General features: G+C 68.5%; 23 protein-coding genes and 4 pseudogenes. 14 read left to right on the top strand and 13 right to left on the bottom strand.

The window, feature by feature from the left end:
• Positions 1-227: 227 nt before the first annotated feature.
• Positions 228-683, bottom strand: coding sequence for a winged helix-turn-helix transcriptional regulator (locus ACFWJW_RS04360; RefSeq protein WP_387234679.1), 456 nt, complete (start codon positions 681-683; stop codon positions 228-230).
• A 109-nt stretch (positions 684-792) separates the two neighbouring features.
• On the opposite strand from ACFWJW_RS04360, the pseudogene ACFWJW_RS04355 reads away from it, so the two are divergent.
• A pseudogene (locus tag ACFWJW_RS04355) lies at positions 793-2,016 on the top strand (MFS transporter); the annotation flags it as partial.
• Between the two features lie 33 nt (positions 2,017-2,049).
• Here the strand turns inward: ACFWJW_RS04355 and ACFWJW_RS04350 are convergent.
• Both ACFWJW_RS04350 and ACFWJW_RS04345 read right to left on the bottom strand, forming a co-directional pair.
• Positions 2,050-2,172 carry an ArsR family transcriptional regulator gene (locus ACFWJW_RS04350; protein ID WP_387235102.1) on the bottom strand — a complete coding sequence of 41 codons (123 nt, stop codon included), beginning with the start codon at positions 2,170-2,172 and terminating at the stop codon, positions 2,050-2,052.
• A gap of 6 nt (positions 2,173-2,178) precedes the next feature.
• Positions 2,179-2,631 (bottom strand): YbhB/YbcL family Raf kinase inhibitor-like protein, encoded by a 453-nt coding sequence (locus ACFWJW_RS04345; protein WP_387234676.1) that lies wholly within the window; start codon positions 2,629-2,631, stop codon positions 2,179-2,181.
• A 124-nt stretch (positions 2,632-2,755) separates the two neighbouring features.
• Here ACFWJW_RS04345 and ACFWJW_RS04340 point away from each other — a divergent pair, with 124 nt between their 5' ends.
• Complete coding sequence (locus ACFWJW_RS04340) at positions 2,756-3,283, top strand: NTPase (protein ID WP_387234674.1); 528 nt, start codon at positions 2,756-2,758, stop codon at positions 3,281-3,283.
• 525 nt (positions 3,284-3,808) lie between these two features.
• The gene (locus ACFWJW_RS04335; RefSeq protein ID WP_387234671.1) at positions 3,809-4,582 is read left to right on the top strand and encodes a hypothetical protein; all 774 of its coding nucleotides are present in this window, start codon (positions 3,809-3,811) and stop codon (positions 4,580-4,582) included.
• A 483-nt stretch (positions 4,583-5,065) separates the two neighbouring features.
• On the opposite strand, the gene ACFWJW_RS04330 is transcribed toward ACFWJW_RS04335, so the two are convergent.
• Complete coding sequence (locus ACFWJW_RS04330; protein WP_387234668.1) at positions 5,066-6,097, bottom strand: GlxA family transcriptional regulator; 1,032 nt, start codon at positions 6,095-6,097, stop codon at positions 5,066-5,068.
• A gap of 127 nt (positions 6,098-6,224) precedes the next feature.
• Between ACFWJW_RS04330 and ACFWJW_RS04325 the strand changes: the two genes are divergently transcribed.
• Positions 6,225-7,109, top strand: a complete 885-nt coding sequence (locus ACFWJW_RS04325) for an NAD(P)-dependent oxidoreductase (RefSeq protein ID WP_387234665.1) — start codon at positions 6,225-6,227, stop codon at positions 7,107-7,109.
• A 2-nt stretch (positions 7,110-7,111) separates the two neighbouring features.
• Positions 7,112-7,744 carry a maleylpyruvate isomerase N-terminal domain-containing protein gene (locus tag ACFWJW_RS04320; RefSeq protein ID WP_387235099.1) on the top strand — a complete coding sequence of 211 codons (633 nt, stop codon included), beginning with the start codon at positions 7,112-7,114 and terminating at the stop codon, positions 7,742-7,744.
• Between the two features lie 7 nt (positions 7,745-7,751).
• Here the strand turns inward: ACFWJW_RS04320 and ACFWJW_RS04315 are convergent.
• The 3 genes and pseudogenes from ACFWJW_RS04315 to ACFWJW_RS04305 all read right to left on the bottom strand — a co-directional run.
• Positions 7,752-7,871: pseudogene (locus ACFWJW_RS04315) on the bottom strand (IS481 family transposase); the annotation flags it as partial.
• Between the two features lie 154 nt (positions 7,872-8,025).
• A complete protein-coding gene (locus tag ACFWJW_RS04310) occupies positions 8,026-8,625 on the bottom strand; it encodes a 2'-5' RNA ligase family protein (RefSeq protein ID WP_387234662.1) in 600 nt (199 codons plus the stop codon).
• A 120-nt stretch (positions 8,626-8,745) separates the two neighbouring features.
• On the bottom strand, positions 8,746-9,012 hold the full coding sequence (locus ACFWJW_RS04305; RefSeq protein WP_387234659.1) for a tetratricopeptide repeat protein: 267 nt from the start codon (positions 9,010-9,012) through the stop codon (positions 8,746-8,748).
• 334 nt (positions 9,013-9,346) lie between these two features.
• On the opposite strand from ACFWJW_RS04305, the pseudogene ACFWJW_RS04300 reads away from it, so the two are divergent.
• Positions 9,347-9,757, top strand: a pseudogene (locus tag ACFWJW_RS04300) (hypothetical protein); the annotation flags it as partial.
• A gap of 347 nt (positions 9,758-10,104) precedes the next feature.
• On the opposite strand, the gene ACFWJW_RS04295 reads toward ACFWJW_RS04300, so the two are convergent.
• On the bottom strand, positions 10,105-10,881 hold the full coding sequence (locus ACFWJW_RS04295) for an alpha/beta hydrolase (protein WP_387234656.1): 777 nt from the start codon (positions 10,879-10,881) through the stop codon (positions 10,105-10,107).
• Positions 10,882-11,011: 130 nt separating this feature from the next.
• Between ACFWJW_RS04295 and ACFWJW_RS04290 the strand changes: the two genes are divergently transcribed.
• Positions 11,012-11,950, top strand: coding sequence for a MerR family transcriptional regulator (locus ACFWJW_RS04290; RefSeq protein ID WP_387234653.1), 939 nt, complete (start codon positions 11,012-11,014; stop codon positions 11,948-11,950).
• Between the two features lie 310 nt (positions 11,951-12,260).
• Here the strand turns inward: ACFWJW_RS04290 and ACFWJW_RS04285 are convergent, their stop codons facing one another.
• Positions 12,261-13,670, bottom strand: coding sequence for an FG-GAP-like repeat-containing protein (locus ACFWJW_RS04285; RefSeq protein WP_387234650.1), 1,410 nt, complete (start codon positions 13,668-13,670; stop codon positions 12,261-12,263).
• Positions 13,671-14,046: 376 nt separating this feature from the next.
• Entirely contained in the window at positions 14,047-14,826 is a 780-nt protein-coding gene (locus ACFWJW_RS04280; RefSeq protein WP_387234647.1) for an SDR family oxidoreductase, read from the bottom strand.
• A gap of 272 nt (positions 14,827-15,098) precedes the next feature.
• Here ACFWJW_RS04280 and ACFWJW_RS04275 point away from each other — a divergent pair, with 272 nt between their 5' ends.
• A complete protein-coding gene (locus ACFWJW_RS04275; RefSeq protein ID WP_387234644.1) occupies positions 15,099-15,635 on the top strand; it encodes a hypothetical protein in 537 nt (178 codons plus the stop codon).
• Between the two features lie 806 nt (positions 15,636-16,441).
• On the opposite strand, the gene ACFWJW_RS04270 is transcribed toward ACFWJW_RS04275, so the two are convergent.
• Positions 16,442-17,011, bottom strand: coding sequence for a hypothetical protein (locus tag ACFWJW_RS04270; protein ID WP_387234642.1), 570 nt, complete (start codon positions 17,009-17,011; stop codon positions 16,442-16,444).
• Positions 17,012-17,977: 966 nt separating this feature from the next.
• Here ACFWJW_RS04270 and ACFWJW_RS04265 point away from each other — a divergent pair.
• From ACFWJW_RS04265 to ACFWJW_RS04250, 4 genes and pseudogenes are all read left to right on the top strand, one after another.
• A complete protein-coding gene (locus tag ACFWJW_RS04265; RefSeq protein WP_387234639.1) occupies positions 17,978-18,514 on the top strand; it encodes a restriction endonuclease in 537 nt (178 codons plus the stop codon).
• A gap of 782 nt (positions 18,515-19,296) precedes the next feature.
• On the top strand, positions 19,297-19,800 hold the full coding sequence (locus tag ACFWJW_RS04260) for a SigE family RNA polymerase sigma factor (protein ID WP_039638587.1): 504 nt from the start codon (positions 19,297-19,299) through the stop codon (positions 19,798-19,800).
• A gap of 732 nt (positions 19,801-20,532) precedes the next feature.
• Positions 20,533-21,840 carry a preprotein translocase subunit SecY gene (secY, locus tag ACFWJW_RS04255; protein ID WP_387234637.1) on the top strand — a complete coding sequence of 436 codons (1,308 nt, stop codon included), beginning with the start codon at positions 20,533-20,535 and terminating at the stop codon, positions 21,838-21,840.
• A gap of 145 nt (positions 21,841-21,985) precedes the next feature.
• Positions 21,986-22,183: pseudogene (locus ACFWJW_RS04250) on the top strand (transposase); the annotation flags it as partial.
• A 523-nt stretch (positions 22,184-22,706) separates the two neighbouring features.
• Here ACFWJW_RS04250 and ACFWJW_RS04245 read toward each other — a convergent pair.
• Positions 22,707-23,135, bottom strand: coding sequence for a DUF6086 family protein (locus tag ACFWJW_RS04245; protein ID WP_387234634.1), 429 nt, complete (start codon positions 23,133-23,135; stop codon positions 22,707-22,709).
• A gap of 189 nt (positions 23,136-23,324) precedes the next feature.
• Here ACFWJW_RS04245 and ACFWJW_RS04240 point away from each other — a divergent pair, with 189 nt between their 5' ends.
• Complete coding sequence (locus ACFWJW_RS04240) at positions 23,325-23,840, top strand: SixA phosphatase family protein (protein WP_387234631.1); 516 nt, start codon at positions 23,325-23,327, stop codon at positions 23,838-23,840.
• A 139-nt stretch (positions 23,841-23,979) separates the two neighbouring features.
• Here the strand turns inward: ACFWJW_RS04240 and ACFWJW_RS04235 are convergent, their stop codons facing one another.
• Complete coding sequence (locus tag ACFWJW_RS04235) at positions 23,980-25,251, bottom strand: MFS transporter (protein ID WP_387234630.1); 1,272 nt, start codon at positions 25,249-25,251, stop codon at positions 23,980-23,982.
• A 419-nt stretch (positions 25,252-25,670) separates the two neighbouring features.
• On the opposite strand from ACFWJW_RS04235, the gene ACFWJW_RS04230 reads away from it, so the two are divergent.
• The gene (locus tag ACFWJW_RS04230) at positions 25,671-25,832 is read left to right on the top strand and encodes a hypothetical protein (RefSeq protein ID WP_187412855.1); all 162 of its coding nucleotides are present in this window, start codon (positions 25,671-25,673) and stop codon (positions 25,830-25,832) included.
• Positions 25,833-26,047: the final 215 nt, after the last annotated feature.

Here is a 26,047-nt window from a genome sequence, read left to right as displayed (position 1 = left end):
GCACCCACCCGCCCCTGCCTGGGGTGGGTGGGCCGCACCGCGGTGACACCATCCGTTCCCGTAGTCGCCCCCATGTCCAATTCGCAGTTGGGCATGGGGGCGGCTCTCGACGTGCGCTGCGGGTGTTGAAGGCGTCGCCCACGGACGTGGAACCCCTGGAGCTCACCGCCGAAACGGCCGCGCCATCTCAAGGACGCCTTCACGAAGGCGATCGACTCCGGCCCGGATCACTGGGTGGTGGAGATCTTGTGGACGGTGGTGTCGTCGGGGTTCAGCTGTCGTCCGTCCGCGGACAGTACTTCCAGTGTGCGGAGGCGATGTCCCTGTTGGCGGTCGACCAACTGTGAGTGTGGTTCGCCAGGGGCGAAGAAGTTCTGCTCGCCCCACTGTCGCAGTGCCACGATGACGGGGAAGAGCGCCTCGCCCTTCGCGGTCAGTGCGTACTCGCGGTAGGCGCTGCCGTCCGAGGCGGGGACGGATTCGAGGATGCCGCCGGCGACCAGGGTGCGCAGACGCGCGGTGAGGATGTTCTTCGCCACGCCGAGGCTGCGCTGGAACTCCCCGAAGCGCCGGCTTCCGTCGAAGGCGTCCCGCACGATCAGCAGGGACCACCAGTCGCCGATCGCGTCCACCGACCGGGCGACGGGACATTCGCTGTCGTCGAAACGCGTCCTGGACACCATGACGGTCCCTCACTTCTCACGATGGTTGCAACATGCTACCAAAAAGACTACCGTCGCCGACGTCATTGGTGGCAAGTTGAAACCAGATGTGCGGAGGGATGCTGTGCTGATGCCCGGCAACGGTGAGGCTGCGGCACGACGGGCCGAGGCCCGAGGCGGGGAGGGCTCCGGGTCTGTTCTGTCCCGTGGCGTCGTCATACTGTTCGCCGTCGCCTGCGGGGCCGCGGTGGCCAACGTCTACTTCTCCCAGCCACTCCTGGTGACCATGGGCCACGACCTCGACATGAGCCCGGCACTGGTCGGCAGCGTGGTCACCCTCACTCACGTCGGATACGCGCTGGGACTCTTCTTCCTCGTGCCGCTGGGCGACATGGCCGACCGCAGACGGCTCATCGTGGCCCAGTTACTGCTCCTGGTGGCGGCGCTGGCCGTGGTAGCCGCCGCCCCCACGGCGGCGGTCCTGCTCGTGGGCATGGCCGCGACGGGACTTCTCGCGGTCGTCACGCAGACGCTGGTGGCCTTCGCGGCAGCACTTGCCCCTCCCGCCGGGCGCGGACGGGTCGTCGGTCTGGTCACCAGCGGCGTGGTCATCGGCATCCTGCTCGCCCGCACCGCATCCGGCCTCATGGCCGACCTCGCGGGCTGGCGCTCCGTCTACCTCGCCTCGGCCTCACTCACCGCCCTGCTCGCCCTGGTCCTGTACCGAGTGCTGCCGCGCCACACCGACGCTCCGCCCACAGCCCTGCGCTACGGACAGCTCCTGCGCTCCACGATCACCCTGTTCGCACGGGAACGACTGCTGCGGCTCCGGGCCCTGTTCGGTCTGCTGATCTTCGCCGCCTTCAGCGCCCTATGGAGCAGCGTCGCGCTACCGCTCAGCGAGGCGCCGTACTTCCTGCCCCACAGCGCGATCGGGGCGCTGGGACTGATCGGTGTCGCCGGTGCCCTGGCCGCGACCGTGGCCGGCCGCCTGAACGACCGCGGACTCTCCCGGCGGACCACCGGCATCGCCCTGGCACTGCTCACCGCCTCATGGCTGCCCTTGGCCTTCACCCGCACCTCGCTCTGGGCCCTGGTCGTCGGGGTGATCCTCCTCGACCTCGCCGTACAGGCGGTTCATGTCACCAACCAGACCCTGATTTACGCGCTGCACCCGGACGCGGGCAGCCGGCTGATCGGCGGATACATGGTCTTCTACTCGATCGGCAGCGCCACCGGCGCCATCGCCGCGACATCCCTCTACACGGTGGCCGGCTGGGGCGCGGTCTGCGCACTGGGCGCCGCGTTCAGCTGCCTCGGGCTCGTGCTGTGGGCGTTCACTCGGCACAGCGCCTCTGCCGCTGAGATTGACGTTGCTGGGGTCGGGCTACGTCCCAGGGACTCCGAGCTGGCGGGGCACTGTGCCTGCCCGGAGTTCCCGGAGGGCGGGGAGGTGGTTGTAGAGAGTGCCCGGGGAGACGCCAAGCAGCTTTGCGATCTCCGCCCGCAACGGTGATCAACGTTGGTAAGTGCCCACCAGCGTGCCGCTCGCCAACTCCTGGCCTCGCACGGCACGATGCACAGCGTCGACCGTCGGTTTGCCGTGCAGGGAAGGCGACTCCGAAACGGCCCACAGACGGAAGAAGTAGCGGTGCACCCCATGTCCTGGCGGAGGCATCGGACCGCCCCAGCCCACCCGGCCGAATCCGTTGGGCCATTCCTGGCCGCCGCGAGGTGACTCTCCCTCCGCCACACCGGAACTCCCCGGATCGATACCCGTGACCAGCCAGTGCAGGAACGACCCGCCCGGCGCGTCCGGGTCCTCGCAGAGCAGCACCAACTCCGACGCACCGGCCGGCACCGCCGACCAGGTCAGCGGCGGTGAGACGTCGTCGCCCTCCCCGCTGTGGCGTCGAGGGATCGCCGCGTGGTCGTTGAACGCCGGACTTCTCAGCTCAATTTCCGTCATGCGCGCGGCTGTACCCCGATCGGACCGGTCGGCACCGGTCCAGGCGGACAGAACACCCGACTGGCCGCGTACGCCGGTCAGCGCGCCGGGAACCCTGTACGAAGCACCCGATACGGAGCACAAGATGCCGACCAGGATCCTGCTTGAGGGACGCCCCGGAGTGGGCAAATCGACCGTTGTCCGCCGGCTTGCCGCGCTGCTGCTCAACCGCAGGGCCGTCGGCTTCACCACGGAAGAGATCCGGCAAGGCGGCACCCGGACCGGTTTCGCGCTGGAAACCCTGGACAGCGGTCTACGGGCCGTCCTCGCCCACGTCGACCTCCCAGGGCCACCGCGGGTGGGCCGGTACGGCGTCGACCTGGGCGTCATGGAGCGGCTCGCCCTGCCACCGCTCAGGTCAGCGGATCCGGCTCGTGGAGAGCTCGTGCTGATCGACGAGCTCGGGCGGATGGAATTGGCATGCACCGCGTTCCAGGACGTGGTCCGGCGCCTGTTCACGTCCGAGACCGACATCGTCGCCACGGTCCATGTGAAGAGCGACCCGTTCACCGACGCCCTCAAACGGCGCACCGACATCGAACTCGTCCAGGTGAACCGGGCGAATCGGGACACCCTCCCCGAGGATCTGGCAGCCCGGTTCGACAGCCCATGACGACCGTGACCTGGTCGAGTGGCGTCGGGCCCCGGTCCTCTGGTGGTCGGCCTGCCAGGCGGAGCTTCCCAGGCCACGGACTCCGTACGACGCTCCGTACCCCCATAGAACCGGGGATGCCCCACAGAACTGAACCGGGGACGCACCCCCACCTGAGCACTGAGGTTTTTCGCGTCCCGTTGCCGCCACGCGGTCCCTCCGTCCAGCAGCGCGACGAGCTCCTCCGCACACCAACTCGGCGTGGAAACGCTGTGGCGCAGCCGGCCGCCGCCCCGGCCGCGAACGGCGTCAGCCGAAGAAAGGTGACGCAAAACCTTCGCTTTGCCGTGCCTTGACTTCTGCTTGACCGTCAATTGCCGGTAGCGTCCGGCCCTGATCGACGGTCCCGATCAGGGCCGACCTCACGTCCGAGGCATCCCGCGCCGCAGACGTATCCGTGCTAGGCCACACAGCCGGGCCGGGCCGGCCCAGCACGTCATCTGCTCGCCGGCTCCCCGTGAGCCGCTGGACGTCACCGGAGGACGCATGACCTCTCGCATAGCTGCCGCCATCGCCACGTGCGCGCTGAGTCTCGGTGCTCTCGCCTCGGGCGCAGGCGTCGCCACAGCAGCCACGCCGGCCCCCGCCGCCGGACCTGCCGGCGACGCACCGTCGCTCCGGCCGGCGATCAACGCGCGCGCCGCGGCCGTGGACGGGTGCAGCTACCAGGTGGTCCGCTCCCACGACTCCCGCTACGTCTACACCGTGAGCGGGGTCTTCGGCGGTGGCGTCCGCGAGCTGACGCCCCAGAAGGAGGACTACGTGAGGTTCTCCGACGACTGGCGCAAGGTCGTCCAGGTCGACGCGTGCGCGGGCGAGCGGGGCCAGGCTCCCACCGCGCTCCGCGTCACCGGGAAGCTGGACCACCCGGAGCACTACGATCCTTCCGTACCGCGGATGATCCACAGCAACGACCTCAAGCCCGCCGCCTCTTCGGTGATCCCGAAGGCCCCGGCGCTGACGTCCGTCGACCGTCTCGACGCGGCAACCGTACGCGTCACGTGGAAGCCCGCGCAGGGCAACCCGGACCAGGTCATCCTGATGGAGCGCAAGCCCTTCTACTCCAGCGAACTCGGCCTGTGGCATCCCTACACGTTCCAACGGGACGTCCAGGCCGGCGCCACCTCTATGGACCGCAAACTGGAGCGTCACCCCGACATTCCCCCGGCGGACCGCACGCACGCCTACTGGATGCGCGTGGTCAACGGCGGCTTCGTCAGCGACCTGCGCGCCGAGAAGCCGGTCCCGGTCGAGCCGTAACCGCCTGCCGGCGCGTGCCGCGTTCTGCTCCACGCAGTGCGGCGCGGTCGTGGTCTTCGTCGTCGGCCGGTGGTGCGAAGTCGTCCTGACCGAAGGCATCCTGCCGGCCCCCGCGCCCGACCCGGTGTTCGGCCTCATCTCCCTGGGCCTCTTCGCCGAATCGTGGGGCAACGATGAGCGGTGGCCGGCAGTCAACCCGGGCACTCCGTGTGAGGCGTACTTCCCGCCCAATCCGGGGTGGTGGAAGGCACATGCGGACCGGGGGAAGGGGGCGGACGTGCAGCGTGGCACTCTGCGAACCCTGTGGGTGGGTGCCCCGCTCCAGGGGCCCGTCGCCCACGGGCTGGGGTGCGGGGCGCTGATGAACGTCACCAACGGAGCCCTGTGGAACGCCATGGGCACCCACGGCACCGGCTACTTCCTGAGCCGGGTGCGGATGCGTCGTGGCCGATCCGCGGTCGGCCCTCTCCGTCCTGCGCCCGGCTATCGAATCGCTGAGGGGGAGGACTCGGGCGTTGTCCGGGGGAAGGCCCGTCGGTAGTTGCTGGGCGACACTCCGATCTGTTTGAGGAAGTGGTGGCGGAGGTTGTTCGCCGTGCCCAGGCCGCTCAGCTCCCCGATCTTCTCGATGGGCAAGTCCGTTGATTCCAGCAGGTGTTGGGCTCGTCCCAGGCGCTGGTTGAGGAGCCACTGAAGTGGAGTGGTCCCGGTGGCGGCCTGGAGTCGCCGGTGGAGGGTCCGCGGGCTCATCGCCGCCCGCTGAGCCAGATCCTCGACCGTCAGGGGTTGGTCCAGGTGTTTACGGGCCCAGTCCAGGACGGGCCCCAGGCTCCCGTCGTCGGTGGTGGGCACGGACAGGTCGATGAACTGCGCCTGGCCGCCGGGCCGGTGGGCGGGCACCACCATCCGGCGGGCCAGCTGATTGGCGACGTGCGCGCCCAGGTCACGGCGCACCAGATGGAGGCAGAGGTCGAGGCCGGCGGTCAGCCCGGCGCTGGTGAGCACATCGCCGTCGTCCACGTACAGCACCGAGTCGTCGACGTGCACCTTCGGGTAGCGCTCGGCCAGTTGAGCGGTGTGCATCCAGTGGGCGGTGGCGCGTCGTCCGTCGAGCAGCCCCGCCTCGGCGAGTGCGAAGGCGCCGGTGCACAGGGAGACCATGCGGGCGCCTGCGTCGTAGGCGTGGCGCAGGGCCGTGATCAGTGCCGGCGGCAGCGGTCGGCCCTCCTCGACGCAGGGGTCGGGCACCGAGGGCACGATGACCGTGTCGGCACCGACCAGGTCATCGAGCCCGTAGGGGGTCCGCATCGCCAGCCCGGCCCCGGCCCCGGCCCCGGTCGCAGAGCTGTCCTGCTGACGCTGCCCCGTACTGCACAGCCGCAGGTCGTACCAGGGGTCGGCCAGGTCCGGCTGCGGCTTCCCGAAGACGGTGCAGGGGATGCTCAACTCGTACAGATCCCACGAGGGGACGCCGATGTCCTCGGACACGACCACGGCGACGGAACCAGGATTCATACCTCGAAGGGTATGGCAGGAATTTGGTGGTTGCTGTCACCAGCGTCACTGTTCCCGGCCGTCGCACGCTGCGATCTTGGTCCTTACGTGACCAACCGCCGCAGGCGGACCTACAGGGAGTTGTGGCATGCATTCTGATCGCCCGGCAGTAACCGTCATCGGCCTGGGCTCCATGGGCTCAGCGCTGGCCGCCGCATTGCTGGAGCGGGGCCACGAGACCACCGTGTGGAACCGCTCGGCGCACCGGGCCCAGCCTCTGGTCGAGCGGGGCGCCCGCCTGGCCACGACACCCGAGGAAGCGATCGCAGCGAGCCCGCTGACCGTCGCTTGCGTACTGGACTACGAGGTGCTGCACGCCGTCCTCGACCCTGTCGCCGGTTCCCTCGCGGGCAAGGTCCTGGTCAACCTCACCTCCGGTTCCCCGGAGCAGGCCCACGAGGCCGCCGCCTGGGCCCGCTCACACGCCGCCGACTACCTCGACGGCGCGATCATGACCACCCCGCCGGGGGTCGGCAGCCCCGAGATGATGTTCCTCTACAGCGGTTCACACGCCGTCTTCGAAGCCCACCGTCCGACCTTGGCGACCCTGGGGGACCCCGTGCACCTGGGCACCGACCCGGGCCTGGCTTCCCTCTACGACGCGGCGCTGCTCGGCCTGATGTGGTCCACCATGACCGGCTGGCTGCACGGCACCGCACTGGTCGGCGCGGAGAAGACACCGGCCACGGCTTTCACCCCTGTCGCGATCCGCTGGCTGACCGCCGTGGCCGGCTTCCTGACGACCTATGCGCCTCAGGTGGACGCCGGCCGCTACCCGGGCGACGACGCCACCGTTGACGTGCAGATCGCGGCCATCGACCACCTCATCCACGCGGCGGCGGCCCGCGGCATCGACAACGCCCTGCCCGAACTCCTCAAGTCCGCCATGGAACGGACCAAGGCCGCAGGCCACGGCTCCGACAGCTACGCGAGTGTGATCGAGGTCCTGAAGAAGCCGGCGGACGACAAGTGACCGTGACACCCACAGCCACCGCCCATCTCCCGCCCAACCCGATGGCTCCCGCTGCCACCGTGCCATGGACGGACCTTCTGGCCGCCGCCACCGACGACTGTCTGGCCGCCCTCCTCAAGGGAGCCGACCAGGACTGGTCACGCCCCGCCCACGCCCTGGACTGGACCTGCCGTCAGACCCTCGATCATCTCGCCCTCGGCCTGATGGGCTACACGGGCCTGCTCATCGCCCGCCCCGACGACCGCTACATCACCCTCTTCGCCTCACTCGACCCCCAAGCCCCCGTCCCCGCCTGCCTGGAAGGCATCCGCATCGCAGCATCCGTCCTCACCTCCACCGTGCGCGACACACCTGCCGAAGCACGTGCCTGGCACCCCTGGGGCCACTCCGACGCCACCGGTTTCGCCGCCATGGGGATCACCGAACTGGCCGTCCACACCTACGACATCACCCGCGCCCTCGGCCTGGCCTGGACCCCGCCCGACGGCCTCAGCACCGCCGTCCTCGCCCGCCTCTTCCCCGACGCGCCGCCCGGGCACGCCCCGTCCGACACTCTGCTGTGGTGCACGGGCCGCCTCTCGCTTCCCGGCCTGCCCCGGCGCGCGGACTGGCAGTGGGACGGAACCGTGCGCTGACCCGTTAGCGGCCCGCCCAGCGGTCGGCGGTCGTATGGCTGACCTGGAAACGCTCTGCTTCCCGGCGCAGCGGCCGGCCGTCGCAGACGACGCACCGGGCCAGACGCAGACTGCCGGTCGGCGTCAGCCAGGGCGTTACGGCGGAGCACGAGAGCCTCCTGCACTCGGCGGTAGATGTCGCAATCCCACCCCGAGCCGGAAGGCCCTCGTTCACGCGCCCTGACAGCCATGTCGCCTGTCACCAACGTGCCGGGGGGACAACACCTCTAGCACCCCTCCATCTAGCCCTCCTGCGGTCGGCGGACCTCGCCAGTGCCCAGTGTGATCACGGCCCGCGGCTGCATGGGCCCCTCGCCGCGTCGGGAGAGCAGGACCACCTCCTCGACCACCACCGACAGCGCGCCGAGCCGGGCGGCGCACTCGGCGGCCAGGCGCTTCGGGTCCTGGGTGCGGCCGAGGGACAGATGCGGGGTGAAGTGGCCGACGCGCCCGTGGCAGAGCGGGAACCGCAGGCCCAGCTCCCGGTGGAGGTGGACCCACGGCGCTGGGTCCGCCGCGGCCGGATCGAGCCACAGCGTTGCGTAGCGCCGGTGCCGGAAGTACCGCACGCCGGCCAGGCGCGCCGTGAACGCCGTGCTCCGCGCCGCCCCGGCGGACAGCAGCGGCACGGCCCGCGCAAACGCTTCCTCCGGCACGAAACCGAACAGCAGATTCACATGGGGCGGCCACCGCCGTACCTGCGGATCGTGCTCCCAGCGGATGTCCTGAATCACCGGCCAGAGCTTCCGCGGCGGCAGCCACGCCACAGCCGTCCGGGGCGTCGGCGCCACCTCAAGCGCATCCACCGGCTCGGCCCCGCCGAAATCCGGATTTCCCTTCACATGGCCATGGTCCCAAATCGGGCTCGGAAAACCGTCCAGAGCCTCTCCGAAGGGCTGCGCGCCGAGGTATGGCCTGTCACTCGGCACCGCCCACCGGTCGTCCCCGCCCCGGCCTGAGGATCACGGCACACTCTGCCGACCGCTTTCGGCTCCGGTGGCCGGCTGGGACTCGATGCGGCGGAGCAGATCACCAAGAGCACGGGATGTGCTTCGGGTGTGTGGGTGCTCCTCACCGAGAAGCCGGATCTGGCCGTCGAGTGCTGCACGGTACTCGGCTTCCGCCGCTGCCAGGTGGCCTCGCTGGCCGAGTACCCACGCCAGTGCGTGCCGGGTGTACAAGGTGTGTGGATGATCGCGGCCCAGCGTTCGTGAGCGGTCTTCGAGCACTGCGCGGTACTCCGCCGAGTGCCCTCGCGATGACGGGGGACGGAGCCTGGACGGAGGACGAGTTGGCCGATCGCGGAGGTGCTACCGCGCTGTGGAGGGCACACCAATCTCACGAAGGTGCACCTGGAGGCTGAGCGGGTTCCACGGCTGTCCGGGCCGGCGGCCGGGCAATAGCCACTGCGAGCTTCTGCTGCTGGCGTACGGCAGGCGCTGGCGGAACTCCCCACGTAGGCTTGTCACTTGATCGTGGTCATGCCGTACTGCGCAAGGCCGTGCTCACCGACGTGACGGTGTCCTGCTGCCGGGGCCGTTCGGTCCGGGCCCGGCGCAGCGCGACCGTGCGGGTGACTTCACCGAGTTCTGGACCCACCGCCAGCAGATCCGGCACGCCATCGGCCAGGACACCGACCCAGATCCACGCTTCTTGTCCGTGGTCTTGGACACCTTCATGCGAGCCCTGCCCCACACTCTGCGTGACGTCGACCTGCCGGTCGGCACCCAGAGCCAGGTCCGGATCGACGGCCCGGCTGGGGGCACCTGGACCGCGACGGCCACCGGGGACCGCTGGTCGCTCGCCGAGCCGGACGCCGAACGCCCCACCGCGGTCGTTCACCTGGACGCCGAGACCGCCTGGCGCCTGTGCACCCGCGGCATCCAGCCGGAGACAGCCCTGTCCCGCGCCGTCATCGACGGCGACCGCGACCTGGCCGAAGCCACCTGTCACATCGTGTCGATCATCTACTGACCGCAACCACAAGAATGCGCCCCGGCCGCGGCATCCGGTGTCCGTCAGCCGCGAAGCCACAGCCGGAGCACGGCCGCCGGCACGCTGCCGTGAAACACATGGGCCCGCTTCTCGTAGCGGATGGCCACGGCCCGGAAGCCTTTGACCGCGTTCATGCCTTGCGCTGCCTCGTTGCGTCGGCGATAGGTCTCCTCTTCGAATCCAAACCACTCACCGCACTGGTGCGCAGCTGGAAGACCGTCAGAACCACCGGCGCTTGGTCCGCACGCGTCGAAGTGCTCTAAGGGCAGGCAGAGGCCCGGCAGAGGCCCGGCAGATCGCCGGCTCGGCTCGGTGCGCGGCTGCTGTCACAGGTTCAGCAGCAGGTCCCGGACCGCTGCGGGCTGGGACAGGAAGGGGTGGTGGCCGGCGTCGAGTTCGACGACGCTGCCGGCCCGGCGGGCGAACTCGCGCTGAAGCCGTGGCGGGGTGCCCCGGTCCTGAGTGCAGACGAGGTATGTCGAGGGCAGCTGCTGCCATGCGGCCGCCCCGACCGGCTGCTCGGTCACCTGCACGTTCTGCCGGGCGAGGTGGTCCGCCGCCTGTGACTGGACCTCGGGGTCGCAGTCCTGGAGGAACGTGTCCACGAGCAGCTCCGGGCGGACCCCGAACGTGCCGGCATCGGGGTCGACGTCGAGGAACGGGGAGGGGCCACCGTCCCCGAAGTCGGACAGGCTCTGCCCGACTTCGGGCAGGTAGCTGGAGACCAGCAGCAGGTGGCGCACCGACCTGATTTCCGCAGCGGCCTCCGCGGTGACGATCCCGCCGTAGCTGTGGGCGACCACGACGGTCGGCTCGTCGCCGGCCTGGAGTACCCGCCGCACCGCGGCAACATCCTCGGGCAGTCCCGGACCGCCGACGCCGCCGGGCAGTCCCGGACCGCCGACGCCGCCGGGCAGGCCCGGACCGCCGGCGCCGCCGGGCAGGCCCGGACCGCCGGCGCCGCCGGGCAGGCCCGCCTCGCCGCAGCTCGGTAGTGCCGGGGCCACGCTCGGCACCCCCCGCTCCTGTAGCAGCTCGGCGGTGCGGTGCCACCACCACGACCCGTCCCGCACGCACGCACCGTGCACGAATACGACTCTCATCGCCACCTCCACGTCGGCCTCGACTGCCCAGGCCGGCTTCCGATCGTCATGGCCCGGGTCTCGTCCCGGTCGGGGCCCAGGGGGAAATAGCCTTGAGTCTCCAGTGACTGGAGACCGCAGAGTGGGGGACATGGACGCTACGACCCTCTACCCGATCGGGGAGCTTTCCCGGCGGACCGGCTTGTCGGTGAGGACCATCCGGTTCTACTCCGACTCGGGGGTGGTAGCGCCGACCACCCGAAGTCCGGCCGGCTATCGGCTCTACGACCTCGACGCACTGCTTCGTCTGGAACTCCTCTGCACACTACGCGAGCTGGGCATGAACCTGGCCACGATTCAACGGGTACTGGACCGCGAGCTCTCAGTGGCGGAAGTCGCCGCGGCGCACGCCGACGCCATGGACGTCCAGATCCGGGTGCTGCAACGGCGTCGGAGCATGCTGCGAGCCGTGGCCGGACGCGGGTCCGATCCCGAGGAGATCAAGCTCATGCACAGGCTCACGCAGTTGTCCGGCGAGGAACGCCGACGGTTGGTCGACGATTTCGTGGAGGGCACGTTCGGCGCAGTGGACGCCGACCCGGCGGCGGTGGCCATGGTTCGCGCTGCCACTCCAGACCTCCCCGATGGTCCCTCCAGTGAGCAGGTCGCCGCGTGGGTGGAACTCGCTGAGCTGGTCGGCGACGAGGACTTCCGGGCCCGGATGCGCCGGACGGCCAGGTACCAGGCCGCCGGGCGCAGGCTCGACATCGAGAACGATGCCGGAGAGGACCTGATGGAGTTCACCCGTCAGAAGGTAGCCGAGGCCATGGAGTCGGACATCGATCCGCTCAGCGACAGGGCCGCACCCCTCATCGACGACCTCGTACGCCGCTTCGCCGAAGCATTCGCGCGCACCCCTGACACGGAATTCCGGAACTGGATGGCCCGGCAGTTCGAAGAAGCACACGATCCCCGGGTGGACCAGTACTGGCGGCTGGTGTGGATCGTCAACGGCTGGAAGGTGGTGCCGAACCTGACTCCGGTGTATCCCTGGCTCATCCAAGCGCTACGAAAGGAACGTGACGCATAGTCACCGTAGTGGGCATCGTCGTCCCAGATGGTCGACGAGTGGAAGGGGTCGCCGTGGCTGGCGCCGTGGCGGTCTGCCGTCGGGGTCGTGCCCACGCTCAGTGACGACGAGCCGATCACGCGTCCGCCGTAACCGGGACGGCCGGAGAGAACATGTTGGACCAGCAGTCGCCTACCGCGAATGGTCAGCTGGGCATTACGGTGGGACGCGAAGACCTCCGTGCGGTGCAGTCCTAGACGCTCCACCACACCGGAGGTCTTCGCCATGATCAAGACCCAGCGGCTGTCGCCAACGTTCGTGATCAATACTCCTAGCGGCCCAGTACACCGCCGTGCTCGACCGCGCCATTGAGCCCCAGACGGGCAGGGGTCACCGAGGTGATCGGGGGCGGGGTGCCCTCCTCACGGGAGGGGTGGAACCAGACGCCGCCCGTCTTGCTGTTCTCGCCGGGGGCGCCGATTGCGATGTCGGGGTAGTTGTCGCCGTTGAAGTCCCCGGCCGAGACGGCCGCGCCGAAGAGGTCGCCTGCCTCCGCGGTGCCGGGCACGCCCGCCGAGTCCTGACTGAAGGCGGGGCCGGTCATCACACCGGTGTGGCTCGCGGCGAGCCACAGGTACGAGCCCGCGTTCGTCTTCGAGCCGATGGCTTCGTGGCCGACACCGACGATGAGTTCATCGATGTTGTCCCGGTCGAGGTTGGCCACCGACAGGGACGCGCCGAAGTCGTCCTCGGCCTCGGCGGTACCGCCGACATACGGCGAGGACTGCGTGGTGCATGCGACGTTGCCGCCCAGGGTGGTGCTCTCCTTGCCGTAGACCACCGCGATCGCGCCGCCGAGGCGGTCCTCGCAAAGGGTGCCGTCGGCCTCCGGGTTGGGCTGGACCAGGCCGATGGCCAGGTCCGAGGTGTGGTCCCCGTCGAAGTCGCCGGTGGCGATCGCACTGCCGTAGTCGCTGGTGCTCCACGTGGTCGACCAGGCGCCCGAGGTCCGGCTGTAGACACGGGTACCGGAGCTTTCCACGCCCTTGAAGGTGACCGCCAGGTCGTCCGTGCCGTTGCCGTCGAAGTCACCGGCGGCCAGCGCGCGGGCGCCACCGAAGGCGTACCCGTCGATGAGTTGGGTGCTGGTCGGCGAGCCAGCGGTGAACGGGCCCGGACGCATCCGTGTGCTGCCACCCTCCTCACCGGAGGCGGTCAAGGCCAGGTCCTGGTCACCGTCGTGGTCGAAGTCGCCGGCCGCGATCTTCCCGCCGAGCCGGGAGAACTCCGAGTCGCCCTTGGCGGCGGTGAGGCCGCCCTTGGTGAAGCCTGATGCGGAACCCCACACGACCGTGACGGTGCCGTGGTGCTCGGTGCTGGAGCTGGTGAGGGACTCGCCTGAGGCCGAGATGGCCAGGTCGGCGTAGCCGTCGCCGTTGAGGTCGGCGATGGCGACCGCCGTACCGAACAGGTCGCCCGCCTCAGAGGTGCCCGGCACCCCGGTGGAGGACTGGCTGATGACGGTGGACTTGGCAGGCCCGTTCGCGCTGCCCCACAGCACATTCACGTACCCGGCCCTGGTCTTGCCGTCGACGGTCGCCTTCGGCATACCGACCGCGACGTCGTCGTAGCCGTCGCCGTTGAAGTCGGCACGTGTGGTCGCGGCGGCCGTGGCGGACCCCGCGAGCGGCAGGGTCAGTCCCGCGGCGGCCAGGCCCGTCACGGTAGCGATCGCTGCCATGGTTCTTACGCGCAACAGTGTCTCCCAGAAGTGCAAGGGACTGATTGATTGTTCTGGCATGTGACAGACGGGCCGCACAGAAGGTTGCACCTGGGTGGATCACAAGCAGATAACTCCGGTCGAGGTCGAGGTCGAGGTCGAGGTCGAGGTCGAGGTCGAGGTCGACGTCGATGTCCATGCCGATGCCGAGGCGTGCCGTACGTGCCCTGATCACCGAGAAGCAGTCTGGCGCCGGGCCTGGCGCAGGACCTGGCGGTGGAGGCTCAGCCGAACGACGCCAGTGGTTGCTTGGCGGACTCCTTCTCGACGTGATGTCGCGTCGGCTTCCGCCGGCCCGGGAGGGAGTGCCGGCTGCCGGCGGTGGGGCCGTGGTTCCTCAGGTGAGGCCGCCGTCGGCGCGGATGTTCTGGCCGGTGACCCAGCGGTTGTCCGCGCGGACGAGCAGGGCCACGAGGTCGGCCACGTCCTCGGGCCGGCCGATCCGGCCGAGTGCGGTCATGGCGGCGGCGCCGTCCAGCGCGTCCGGATGGGCGCCCGCCCGCAGGAGGTCGGTGTCGGTCGGGCCGAGCGAGAGGGTGTTGGCCGTGATGCCCCGGTGTCCGAGTTCGCGGGATGCGACACGGGTGATCTGTTCGACGGCAGCCTTGCTGGCTGCGTAGAGGGCCTCGCCCGGGCTGGGCCAATGCGTGCCGACCGTGGAGAGGGTGACGATCCGTCCGCCGTCGCGCATACGGGCCGCGGCGTGCTGAAGTGCCAAGAAGGTACCTCTCGCGTTCACGGCCATCACTCGTTCCCACTCGTCGACCGTGGTTTCAGCCAGGGGTGCGCTGGTGAACACTCCGGCACTGGCCACCAGAATGTCCAGCCCGCCCACCCCGGCTTGACGGAATGCTCCGTCGGCCGCGGCGAACGCGTCCGCGACCTGGTCGGGGACAGCAAGATCGAGCTGGACGGCGTAGGCCCTGCCGTTCAGCTCAGCGATCTCGGCGACCAACCTGTCGGCCGCCTCGGACTGTGTGTGGTAGGTGAACACCACCGTGGCGCCGTCCGCGGCCAACCGGCGGGCGATCGCACGGCCGATACCGCGCGACCCACCGGTGACCAGGGCACCGCATCCTGCCAGTGGCTGAGTGGATGAGCCTGTCGAGGAAGTCATGACGGCACGATGACATCGATTACGGCGTGGACCGCTCCGCAATCGCCGAAAGAGTGACAGTTACCGTCGCCGCTCCTTCACGGAACCGGACTCGCGCACCAGGGCCCGCGCCGGTACCTCAGCCGGCGAGCCCCGCTCGCGGTGTGTGCAGCTCCCATGGGGGAGGGCCGTCTTGAATCCTCCCGTCCTCCTCGGCCACGAACAGTGGCAGGCCGCCACCCGATGTCGGAACTAAAGTTGTCGAGAGGGGCAAAGGTAACCATAGTTGTCGCATGGCTTCGATTGGGATCACCCCCGAAGAGCGGGCCGAGCTGGGCAAGGCCCTTACTGATGCCCTCAATCCACTCGCAGCGGCCATTCGCTCCCGCCGGTCAGGGCTGTCCACCGCCCGCATGTGGGAGGCGGACCCGGTTGATGTGACTCTGTCCGTCCTCGCCGCCTGGAAGGTGGTGGACACGGAGGTCAAGCAGCTGACGGCGCGCGCGGCGGCGACAGCCGGCTCCTACGGCGCGAGCTACGAGCAGATGGGTGCGGTCTGGGGCATCACCCGCCAGGGCGCGCGCAAGAAGTGGCCCGACGCGGTTCCCCGTCCCGCAGCCGCGGCGGCGAAGACGGGCACGGCGCTCGAACTCTTCGGCGGCACAGCCGAACTGGTGCAGGACCCGTCGTCCGGCGGCTGGGCCTGGGCGGGCGAAGGCGCGGACGAAACGCGCGGCGCCGCCGAGGACGGCACCTGGTACACGACGAAGGAAGAGGCCGCCGCTCATGCCGGAGCCTTCCTGCGGGAGCACGCCGCCACCCTCGCGTAGTGCTCCAGTGCGCTTTCGCCCGGCTCGTTACCCGGCCCGGGAATGAAAAACAGGCACTCAGGGAGCAGCCACGTGCTGTTCAAGGGCTCGTGAGGCAGCTGAGGAGGAAGAGATGCTTACCGAGAGGCTGTTCCGGACTGACGGCTTACCGCCGGCGGACCGGTTCGACTGCTGGCGTGACCATGTCTGCCAGTCGTACACGGCCGAGGTCGAAAGCGATCATGCGGCGGACTTCGCGGCGTCGCAGCGCATCCTGGCCCAGGGGGGCGTACGTCTGTGGACGGTGGAGCACCCTTCGATGCCCCTGAGACGGACACAGAAGCCAATCCGGCAGTCTGATCCCGGGTTGTACCACCGCTTCGGTGCCAACAGCGCCGTTCGGCCCTCCGCTGAGTGTGGCGAACGGCTTCACCGGTCGCTCGCCGCCGCCGGCCTCACCTCCCCCCCGTAGAGCAGCCCCGGTCAGACCCATGGGAACTAACAGGTCTGACCGGGGCTGAGGTGCCCCTGCGGGTCAGCAGGGCGGAGGAACGAGAGGTTGCAACGGCTCGAAGTGCTGATGCCCGCACGCCTGTGCTCGCAAGACGGGCCTGCCGGGGGAACGGAACGCCCATCGACTAGGCGAGCGCTGGGAAGACCGCCCGGGCTTCCTCCGACCGCGGCGTCGTGGCCCAGCCGCACCCGTCATGGTCGCGCAGCGCGAAGCGCATCATGCGGGACCATTTCCGTGGCGCTGCCACAGCCCTGGTGAACAGGGCCTTAGAGGTGGCTTCGAGCGCCGCTTCGACTGTAGGGCCGCAGCATCCTCACCCCTCTTCGTGGGTGTACCTTCCGGGCTTGAGTTGGAAAATGAAAAGTTGATCACCGTAGCAGTCGCCGCGCTCGCCTGGCTTGCCGCCATCTCCCCAGTTGACGAGGAGTTGAATAGCCTTGTTGGGGCGTACAGGAACGGTCTTGTTGACCTTGAATTTGGTGATCTTCAGCCGGTTGGGCCGGTAGCGCGGAACATCCCAGTGGGGCTTGAGCCAGATCTGCTTGCCGTCAGTTCCCCGAAGCATCTTGAGCGAGCCAAAGAAAACTTCTCGCCCCCCTTGCTTCCACAGGTCGAGAGACTTGATTTGGATGCTCTTCTTTTTGACCTTGCCGAGATGCCAGACCACGCTCTGAAAGTGGTACGCCGTGGACCGGCACGTCCGCCGGTTACGCCGATCCCGGCCGACGAGAGCGCTATGGATGGTGTTCGGCCTGGAGCGGATCTCGGCGACGGTGGTCGTACCCGGCTTGGACGGCCTGGCGGTGATCTCGGCGACGGTGGTCGGCCCCGGCTTGGAACCGGCTTCTGCGATTCCGCTTGATGACAGTAGGGTCGTTGCCACGACGAGGAGGCCGCCACCGGCCCGCACGCCACGCCCAGTTAACCTATTCATGTCTTCCTTTCGTGAAGATCATCATTGATGCCGAAACCAGAGCAGGTTTCGGACAGGCCCGTTCGAGTGCGCAGGCATCCTGCATCGCCCGTAAAGGTCGGGAAATGCGACCTCAGGTCAGCTTGAACGCCCTTCCTGTGCCCCGGAACTTCGCACGAAATCCCCCATCACGCTGAAATCGCTCCTGTTCGCCAGCGCATGCTTTCACGATATGTGGCAAACAGCGTGGAATTCATTAGCACTGAGTACACACTCATTTGACGATGCGTCTACACGGCAATGCTGCTTGCGTATCCAGGCAGCGACCGCTTCGTCTTGCTGCTGGAAGAGGCGGCGCAGGTAGCTGGTGGAGATGTGGTGCGTGGTGGCGGTTGCCGGGGGCGCAAGTCCAGGTCGGCCAGGCGTCGGGCTTGTCCCGCGGCGAGCTTGCCGCGCCTGCTTTTGGTGGGGGCCAGGGATTACCCGGCCCGGCCCCGCTGCTCAGACGTCGTTTCATTTGGTGAGGCGGCGGTGACTTTGGGACCACCCCTGCGTGTGCGCGGAGCAGACTTCGTGACGTGCATCGTTCCACGCGCACGACACGGGTTTGAACCACTTTCACCGACTCCGGCAGAGGCCCATCCCTTCTGCTCCGGCTTGTCTCCTGACAAGTGATCGGGATCAACGCCAACAACGAAGCACAACCAGCCAACCTCACGGGGTCTGCCCCTCGCAGGTCTGTCGCCACACGACACTGAGCAGACCAGACTGCATCTCCGGGGGAACCGCATGGCCACACCCGCACGCCGACGCTCCGCCGCCACCCGACGACCGACCCGCCCGAAGCGCCGCCCCCGTGGCAAGGCCGCCCGACGTCGTGCACGCGAAAGTAAAGCCTTCGCCGCCCTCCTCATCGGGGCCTTCGTCATCGCGGCCGTGAGTGCCTACCCCGTCATCAGCACCATTGTCATCGTCCTTACGGCCGCTGCGGCCCTGACCATCTCTCTCGCCCGGACCGGCAGGCTCCGCCTCCCTGCGGGCTTAGCCGGCGCAGCGGGCACCGGTTCGCGCCAGGACTTCACCCACACCATCGCCGCCTACCAGGCCATGGGCTACACGGAGTTCGAACACGCCATGGCAGACCTTGCCCGCCGCGACCCCGCCGTTCGCAAGACTGAGGTCTCCGGCGGCAAAAACGACCGCGGCCTCGACGTCCTGGTCCATCTCCACAGCGGCGACCGCTACCTCCTCCAGTGCAAGCGCTGGAAAGGCCGCGTCGGCTCCGAAGAGGTCATGAAGATCAACGGCACCTACCGGGACATCCACAACTGTGTCGGCGCGGCCGTCATCACCACCAGTGCCTTCACAGCAGACGCCGAGCGCACCAACGCCATGCTGCCCAAGGCGCTGCGACTCATCGACGGCCGTGGCCTCGCCCGCTGGGCCTCCGGCGGTAGGCCCCCCTGGGCCTGAGGCCGCAACAGGGGGATCCGCGTCGGACAGCGTGTCTTGATTCCACGGGACCCGCTGGGGCTTCGGCACGTCGCAACAAGCCATTCGGGACCGACTCAGCCGGCACGGGGGTTCACCGAGGAACCCAGCCTGTTGGTGACCGCGTGTGATCGCCAGCGGCGTATCGGCTCCATGCCCCGCCGGCCTCTCTGATGAGGCGGCTGATGGTCGTGTCGTGGTAATCGAGAGCGTCCGCGACGACGAGGCCGGGTAGTTCGAGGAGTTGCTGCCGGATGGCGGCGTCGCGGGCAGCAGCGGCCGGAAACCCGACCTCGTTCAGGAGCGCGGACAGGTGGTTGGGGCGAAACGGCCGGCCCGCCCAGCGCCCGGGGGAGAGCTGGCGGGACGCAGGGCTGGCAGCGGTTGTCGCGGTTCGCGATGTGCTCCAGCAGCAGGGCTGCGACCGGTGCAGGGACCGGCGAAGCGGGCTCGCCAAGTCGCAGCAGCACCGTGTCGCCGTCACGGATCACGTCATCGACCCTGAGCCCGAGGATGCGGCTCACGGGCCCGTGGCACGGACAAGGACGCCGTTGTGCTCGTGTTCGCCGAGGCTTGCGCACAGGCGATAGCCAGGGCGAAAGGTTCCGACAGGTACGACGACTGGTGATCGTGGAGGGGGTTCTCCACCGACAGGTGGCGAGACACTCCTAGTGAGCCATGTCACTTGTCGGGGGTGCATAGCGGGGCAGGGGCCAGTGCCTTTATTGGGGGTGTAGGGGCGTGTTGAGGTGAGGGGGACGCTGATGGGGCAGTTGCGGGCCGATGAGTTCGACCGGTTCGTGGCGGCTCGGTGGTCGGCGTTGCTTCACCTGGCGCGGCTGTTCACCGGTGGAGACCGGCACCGGGCCGAGGATCTGTTGCAGGAAGCGCTCGTCAAACTGTGGTTTGCCTGGCCGAAGGTGGCCGAGCAGGCGCCCGAGGCGTATGTGCGCAGGGTCTTGGCCCGTGCTGCGGCTCGCTCGGCACGGCGTCGCTGGTGGGGCGAGCACCCTGTGGACCAGCTGCCCGATCCGCCCGAGGTGGCGGATGAGACCGCTGCCGTGGACGAGCAGACCCGGTTGGAGGCCGTGTTGGCGTTGCTGCCGGCGCGGCAGCGGGCTGCGGTGGTGCTGCGCTACTACCAGGACCTGCCCGAGCGGGATGTCGCGGAGGTGCTGGGCTGTCCGGTGGGTACCGCCCGTTCACTGACGACCCGCGGTGTTGCACGGCTGCGTCAGCTTCTGGCTGAGGCAGAGCCGGTGGAGTGAAGAGGGAGGGAGCTATGGATCACTTCGAGCAGGAGCTGGCGCGGATGATGCGCGACACCCAGGAGGACACGCTCTATGAGGACCGGCACCGAGACCGACTGCACGCCGGCGTTCGCGCACGTCGGCGGGCTCGAGCGGCCTGGACGGCCACCGGATCCGTGCTGACCGTTGCCGGACTCGGAGTCGGACTGATGGTCCTGCCGAACTCCTTCGCTCAGGACGGCCCCACCGGCCCTCAGCGCCGTCCCGGTACACCTGCGGAGTCTGTCCCGATGCCATCGACGCCTCGCCCCGTGCCCAATGCCACCGCGCCGAGGCCGACTTGCACGTCAACCACCCGGTCGGTGCCGATGCCGTATCACCTCTCGACCGCCGCGCCTTCGATGCCCACCCGTACGTCACCCCTCAAGCCCGTTCCGATGCCGACCTGCACCTCAACTACCGGTCCGGTTCGGACGCCGACACCAACCTCGACCACCAGGTAGCGCCCTGGCCGCGTTCAAGCGGTCCGATGGAGGTGTACGAAAGCCCAGTGTTCGTACACCTCGGCGAGAGGGAGACGGCGACTTCGTTTGCGCGCGCACCGCGTCCTGGGCAACCAAGTCGGCCACGGGTCCTGCTTCGGGTCCCGCCGAGCGGGACCGCTCCGCGCCGTACAGCCACTAGATATTCGTCAATCGTCAAGACCGTCGCCTCCCGGCCCTGAAAGTAGCGGGAGGCGCAGGAGGCACCGTGCTCACCGCGTTCGCCCGAGCGTTCAAGACGCCCGACCTGCGCAAAAAGCTGCTGTTCACATTGGGCATCATCGTGCTCTACCGGATCGGAGTGCATATCCCGGTCCCAGGGGTGAACTACGCGAACGTCGAGTTCTGCACCGAGCGGCCCCACGCCAACAGCGGGTTGTTCGGCCTGGTGAACATGTTCAGCGGCGGTGCGCTGCTCCAGGTCACGATCTTCGCGCTGGGGATCATGCCGTACATCACGGCGAGCATCATCCTGCAGCTGCTGACCGTCGTGATCCCGCGGCTGGAGGCCCTCAAGAAAGAGGGACAGTCCGGCCAGGCGAAGATCACCCAGTACACCCGCTATCTGACCGTGGTGCTCGCCGCCTTGGAGGGCACCGGTCTGGTGGCCGCCGCCCGCGCCGGTACGCTCTTCCCGGGCTGCACGCGCCAGATAGTGCCCAGCGGCTCGGCCTTCATCGCCATCACGATGGTGATCACGATGACCGCTGGTACCTGCCTGGCCATGTGGCTCGGTGAGCTGGTCACCGGCCGCGGTATCGGCAACGGCATGTCGATCCTGATGTTCATCTCGATCGCCGCCCGCTTCCCGGGCGCGCTGTGGCAGGTCAAGCTCGAGGGCGAGCTCGCCGGCGGCTGGATCGAGTTCTTCGCGGTGATCCTGGTGGGCCTGGCGATGGTCGCCCTGGTGGTCTTCGTCGAGCAGGCCCAGCGGCGTATTCCGGTGCAGTACGCGAAGCGGATGATCGGGCGCCGGTCCTACGGCGGTACGTCGACTTACATCCCGCTCAAAGTGAATCAGGCAGGGGTGATTCCCGTCATCTTCGCGTCATCGCTGCTCTCCATCCCGCCGCTCATCGCACAGTTCAGCGGGTCGAAGGCGGCATGGGCGACGTGGCTCGCCACCAACTTCAGCAAGGGAGACCGCCCCGTTTACATCGCCGCGTACTTCCTGCTGATCGTGTTCTTCGCCTTCTTCTACGTGGCCATCAGCTTCAACCCCGAAGAAGCTGCCGACAACATGAAGAAGCATGGTGGCTTCATCCCGGGTATCCGCGCTGGTCGCCCGACGACCGAGTACCTCAGCTACGTGCTCAACCGCATCACGTGGCCGGGCTCGCTGTACCTGGGGCTGATCGCGCTCGTACCAACAGTGGAGCTGGTGCTCTTCAACGCGAACCAGAACTTCCCGTTCGGCGGGACAAGCATCCTCATCATCGTGAGTGTGGGCCTGGAGACCGTGAAACAGATCGAGAGCCAGCTTCAGCAGCGCAACTACGAAGGGTTCCTCCGCTGATTCTTCCGATTCTTCGAGGTGGGTGGATCACTCTGGGACCGGTGATCCGGAGGCGTGGGGTGGCACGGTCGAAGTCGTGGGGAGCCGATTGACGAGCGGGGGGAGAGCCACTGTTGCCCAGGGTTGTGCCCAGGGTTGAGCACCCCCTGCCGGCCAGGCCAAGACGGGCAGCAAGCACCACCTGATCACCGACGCGACCGTCCTCCCGCTCGCCGCCACCCTGACCGTCGGCAATCGCAACGGCACCACTCAGCTGATCCCGATGCTCGAGGCAGTGCCACCGGTGCGAGGTAATCGCGGCCGGCCCCGGTGCCGTCCGGACGTGGTGCTCGGTGATCGCGGCGGTGCCCAGTGCCGCTCCCGCTCGTGCCCGACGACGGTTGGCTCCCTCATCGCCCCGCATCCGGTACAGAACAGTGAATCCGAAAACAATCGAGCAGATCCCGAGGGGCACGGTGAGGTAAACGGGGATGTAGCGGATCCACGGCGGCAGGAAGTGGAGAAAGGGACTCCCGTACAGCGCAATAGCGGCTGAGCCCAGTACCAGCGAAACCATGCCCGTATCCCCACGCCCGACCTGGGCTTCCTCGGGGCGCTCAGTGGAGTTCATGACCTGAAGCCAAGTGGCTGGCGAACCGGCGCCACATGGGCGGGATGACTCAAATCGGCGTAAGTACCTGCGTGCAACGTCTCAGTTCGACGCCACTACGGCCGCTCATCAGCTGTCTTCGAGCTGGCTGTTCCCTCCAGGCCGGAAGCACCGGACCTGCGTCGCCAGCGGCACTGAGCTTGTGCGTCCAGCTGTACTCATAGGACATCGCGTTCTGATGGTTTCCGAGCCCTACGCTGGTGTTGGCAGACCAGGCTCAGGCCGCCATGAAGCGGCCCAGTTCGCGTGACTTCCGCTGAACGGCGGCTGCCCACTCCCGCTCAGAGGGATCCGGGGCCGTCGGGACCTGGACATCCTTGAGGCCGGCGACCTCGGCGAAGGCTGCTGATGGCCATTTCACCTCGATGCCTGCTCTCTCCGCCAGGACCAGCACCGTGGCAACGAACCCCTCGGCCAGGGCAGCCATGACGGGGTGACTCGTTCTCCGGTGCCATGTGAGAAGGGTGTCGACGAATGCTTTGAACACGACCGGGTCGATCTGGCACTCGTCAGCCTGCATGGGACCGATGCCGGACGGAATACCCAGTTCGGCTTGATATACGCTCACCTGGCTCATAAACAACCGGGAGGCCCCGTTGGACGGGTTCCACAGGGTCTGCTCACCCAGGTCGTAGTACTGACTCAATGCGGCCTCCTCCTGCTGGTCGTACCGGCCGGCGTCATGAGCACATGACATTACGGCCGGTCAGCCCTCCACGGAAAGTGAGCCAGAACCCGAGAATGGACGGCCTAAGTGGGTGGGCATGCCACGCATGGCTGAAACCGCCGCGGTTCGCCCGAGCTGGAGCCCATCCAGGCAGCAGGATGGGACGCGATGAGTGCTGAGACCCTCCGCCATGTAGTGATCCTCCGCCACGCGAAGAGCGACCGGCCGCCGGTAGACGATCACGAACGTCCGCTTGCAAAGCGCGGTCGAAAGGATGCGCCCGTCGCCGGCCGCTGGCTGGCACGCTCCGGCATCACCCTGGACCTGGCGTTGTGCTCGACGGCTGCGCGCTGCCGCGAAACCTGGGAGCTTGCTGCGCCCGAGCTGTCGGAGAGGCCAAGGACGTCGTACGAGGAACGCCTGTACGAGGCGTCTCCGGGGGAGCTGATTGCTGTCCTGAACGAGGTATCCGACGAGGTCCACAACCTGCTGCTCATCGGGCACAACCCCGGGATACAAGGTCTCGTCGACATCCTCGCGAGCGAGGCAGAAGAGGACGCGCTGGCACGATTCCACCGTGGCTTCCCCACATCCGCGATCGCCGTACTCACCCTCAACGGCTCCTGGCAGGACGTTGAACCGGGTGCCGGGCGGCTGATTGCCTTCTGGGCCCCGCATGCCTAATTGACCTTCCCCTGCCCCTGACCTCAGGGCAGGCGCGGAAGGTTTTGCAGCAGTCAAGCCCGGCCCTTCAGACGACTCGCCGGTGTCAGCGCCCGGTACGGTGTCCGACGGGCCGTATGACGAGAACACGCCTGATCGGTCACCCCGCTGCGGGCTCCGTCGCCATCACACGCACCGGGCGCGTCTCCGGCAGCAGCGCGAAGCAGCTCAGACTGAGCAGGGCGATCCCCGTCAGATACGCGGCCACGCCCCAGGGAACCGGGCCGCCTCGCTGGGCGAGTGCCGTCGCCACGATCGGCGTCAGCGCCCCGCCGAGGACCCCGCCGAGGTTGTAGCCGACCGCGGCCCCCGTGCAGCGCACGCGCGGCTCGTACAGCTCGGGCAGATACGCGGCGATCACAGCAAACATCGTGATGAACGACAGCAGCGCCCCCAGGAAGCCGAGGAACATCAACAGCGGTGCCCCCGTGGCGAGCAGCGCGACCATCGGAAACATCCACAGGGCCGAGGCCGCGCATCCCGCCAGGCACAGGGGGCGCCGGCCGAAGCGGTCGCTCAGCAGCGCCGCCAGCGGTGTGCATGCGGCCTTCACCACCACCGCGGCCATGATGCAGGTCAGCATGACAGTACGGCTCACGCCCAGTCGTTCCGTCGCGTAGGCGAGAGACCAGGTCGTCACGGCGTAGAAGATCGCGTATCCCACCGCGAGCGCGCCGGCGGTCAGCAGAACGAGCCGCCAGTGGTCGCGCACCACGTTGGCGATCGGCACGCGCGCGTGATCCTCGATTTCACGGAAACGCGGACTCTCGGCGAGCGACGACCGCAGCCACAGCCCCGCCACGGCCAGCAGGCCGGCCGCCCAGAAGGGCACGCGCCACCCCCAGGACGCGAACTGCGCGTCGGACAGCGTCGCCGAAAGCGCCAGCATCACGCCGTTGGCGAGCAGGAACCCCAGTGACGGCCCCACCTGCGGAACGCTTGTCCACAGCGCGCGCCGTTCGGCGGGCGCGTGCTCCGCGGTCAGCAGGACGGCCCCGCCCCACTCCCCGCCGAGCCCGAGCCCCTGTAGAAACCGCAGGACGAGCAGCAGCACGGGAGCGGTCACCCCGATCGTGTCGTACGTCGGCACACAGCCGACCGCGACCGTGGAGGCACCGGTGAGGAGCAATGACGCGAGGAGAACCGGGCGTCTGCCGTGCCGGTCCCCGATGTGTCCGAACAGCACCGAGCCGAGTGGCCGGGCGACGAAGCCCACGCCGAAGGTTCCGAAGGCGGCCAGCGTCCCGGCGACCGATGAGAACGTGGGAAAGAACAGCGGCCCCAGGACCAGCGCCGCAGCGGTCCCGTAGACGAAGAAGTCGTAGAACTCGATGGCCGTCCCGGCGAGTGAGGCGGCCGCGAGCCGCAGCATAGAGGGCGCCCTTACGGTGCGTACGTCGTGCATACCACGACAACTACCCACGGTGACAACGGTTACGCGAGCGTGGGGGAGCGGACGCGGGTTCGTACCTCACGTCGATGCGTCCAGCGAGACCATGGACGCGGATCGTGCCCCACAAGGGGACGGCAAGCCGGCGGTCGGTGGGCCCGCCGCACAGGTCGTGATTGCCCCGCGGATGTCTGCGCTCGGCCGGCTGAGTGCCCATCACGTGACCCACCGGACACCTCCTACCCACGCGACGTGCTGTGAGGTGGGCGCAGCAGAATTCCCCATGTGCATCGCCCCCTTCCCAAGGGGTGCCTCGGTGAAGGTCAGCAGGTCGACCGCCGGCCGTATGCGCCCCTTTCACGCCCTCCCGCCCCGGCCTGCGCCCCGCGAAGATGCTGCCCATGCCTGATCCGCACTGCAACAACTGCTGCCCCGTCGAACCGCCCAAGCCTGAGACGCCCGTACCGTGGCCGCTCGGGGCGCTGCTGTGGCTCGGCATCATCCTCGGCGTGGGCGGCGGCGCGTACGTATGCGTGATGTGGCTGATGGCCAGCGCTTTCTGACGCACCGAATCCTCGCCGTCGTTGGCCGGCCCAGTGGGCGTTCTCATGCCACAGCGCCTAATTGTGGCGTTGAACAGCCCGTGAGTACCCCTGCCGCCCTGCGGCCGGCAGCTCATCTCCCACTGACTACCAGGGGGCGCATCCCAGGATCCCAGGGGCGGCGTCACATTCGGGGCGTGTGTCAAGGGGCTGGTCGCAGCCATTCGCTGAGGGCC

Origin of the sequence: Streptomyces sp. NPDC127097 (assembly GCF_042724075.1) — a bacterium.
In the GTDB taxonomy this organism is placed as follows: Bacteria; Actinomycetota; Actinomycetes; order Streptomycetales; family Streptomycetaceae; genus Streptomyces.
The sequence above is the reverse complement of the archived record's forward strand: the minus strand, read 5'-3'. Positions and strand labels throughout refer to the sequence as shown.

Bases quoted from the DNA above. Each gene is read 5' to 3' on its own strand.
- ACFWJW_RS04260 (WP_039638587.1), top strand. From the start codon at position 19,297: ATGGGGCAGTTGCGGGCCGATGAGTTCGACCGGTTCGTGGCGGCTCGG.
- ACFWJW_RS04230 (WP_187412855.1), top strand. From the start codon at position 25,671: ATGCCTGATCCGCACTGCAACAACTGCTGCCCCGTCGAACCGCCCAAG.
- ACFWJW_RS04280 (WP_387234647.1), bottom strand. From the start codon at position 14,826: ATGACTTCCTCGACAGGCTCATCCACTCAGCCACTGGCAGGATGCGGT.
- ACFWJW_RS04275 (WP_387234644.1), top strand. From the start codon at position 15,099: ATGGCTTCGATTGGGATCACCCCCGAAGAGCGGGCCGAGCTGGGCAAG.
- ACFWJW_RS04335 (WP_387234671.1), top strand. From the start codon at position 3,809: ATGACCTCTCGCATAGCTGCCGCCATCGCCACGTGCGCGCTGAGTCTC.
- ACFWJW_RS04340 (WP_387234674.1), top strand. From the start codon at position 2,756: ATGCCGACCAGGATCCTGCTTGAGGGACGCCCCGGAGTGGGCAAATCG.
- ACFWJW_RS04285 (WP_387234650.1), bottom strand. From the start codon at position 13,670: ATGGCAGCGATCGCTACCGTGACGGGCCTGGCCGCCGCGGGACTGACC.
- ACFWJW_RS04240 (WP_387234631.1), top strand. From the start codon at position 23,325: ATGAGTGCTGAGACCCTCCGCCATGTAGTGATCCTCCGCCACGCGAAG.
- ACFWJW_RS04295 (WP_387234656.1), bottom strand. From the start codon at position 10,881: ATGAGAGTCGTATTCGTGCACGGTGCGTGCGTGCGGGACGGGTCGTGG.
- ACFWJW_RS04330 (WP_387234668.1), bottom strand. From the start codon at position 6,097: ATGAATCCTGGTTCCGTCGCCGTGGTCGTGTCCGAGGACATCGGCGTC.
- ACFWJW_RS04290 (WP_387234653.1), top strand. From the start codon at position 11,012: ATGGACGCTACGACCCTCTACCCGATCGGGGAGCTTTCCCGGCGGACC.
- ACFWJW_RS04360 (WP_387234679.1), bottom strand. From the start codon at position 683: ATGGTGTCCAGGACGCGTTTCGACGACAGCGAATGTCCCGTCGCCCGG.
- ACFWJW_RS04325 (WP_387234665.1), top strand. From the start codon at position 6,225: ATGCATTCTGATCGCCCGGCAGTAACCGTCATCGGCCTGGGCTCCATG.
- ACFWJW_RS04235 (WP_387234630.1), bottom strand. From the start codon at position 25,251: ATGCTGCGGCTCGCGGCCGCCTCACTCGCCGGGACGGCCATCGAGTTC.
- ACFWJW_RS04345 (WP_387234676.1), bottom strand. From the start codon at position 2,631: ATGACGGAAATTGAGCTGAGAAGTCCGGCGTTCAACGACCACGCGGCG.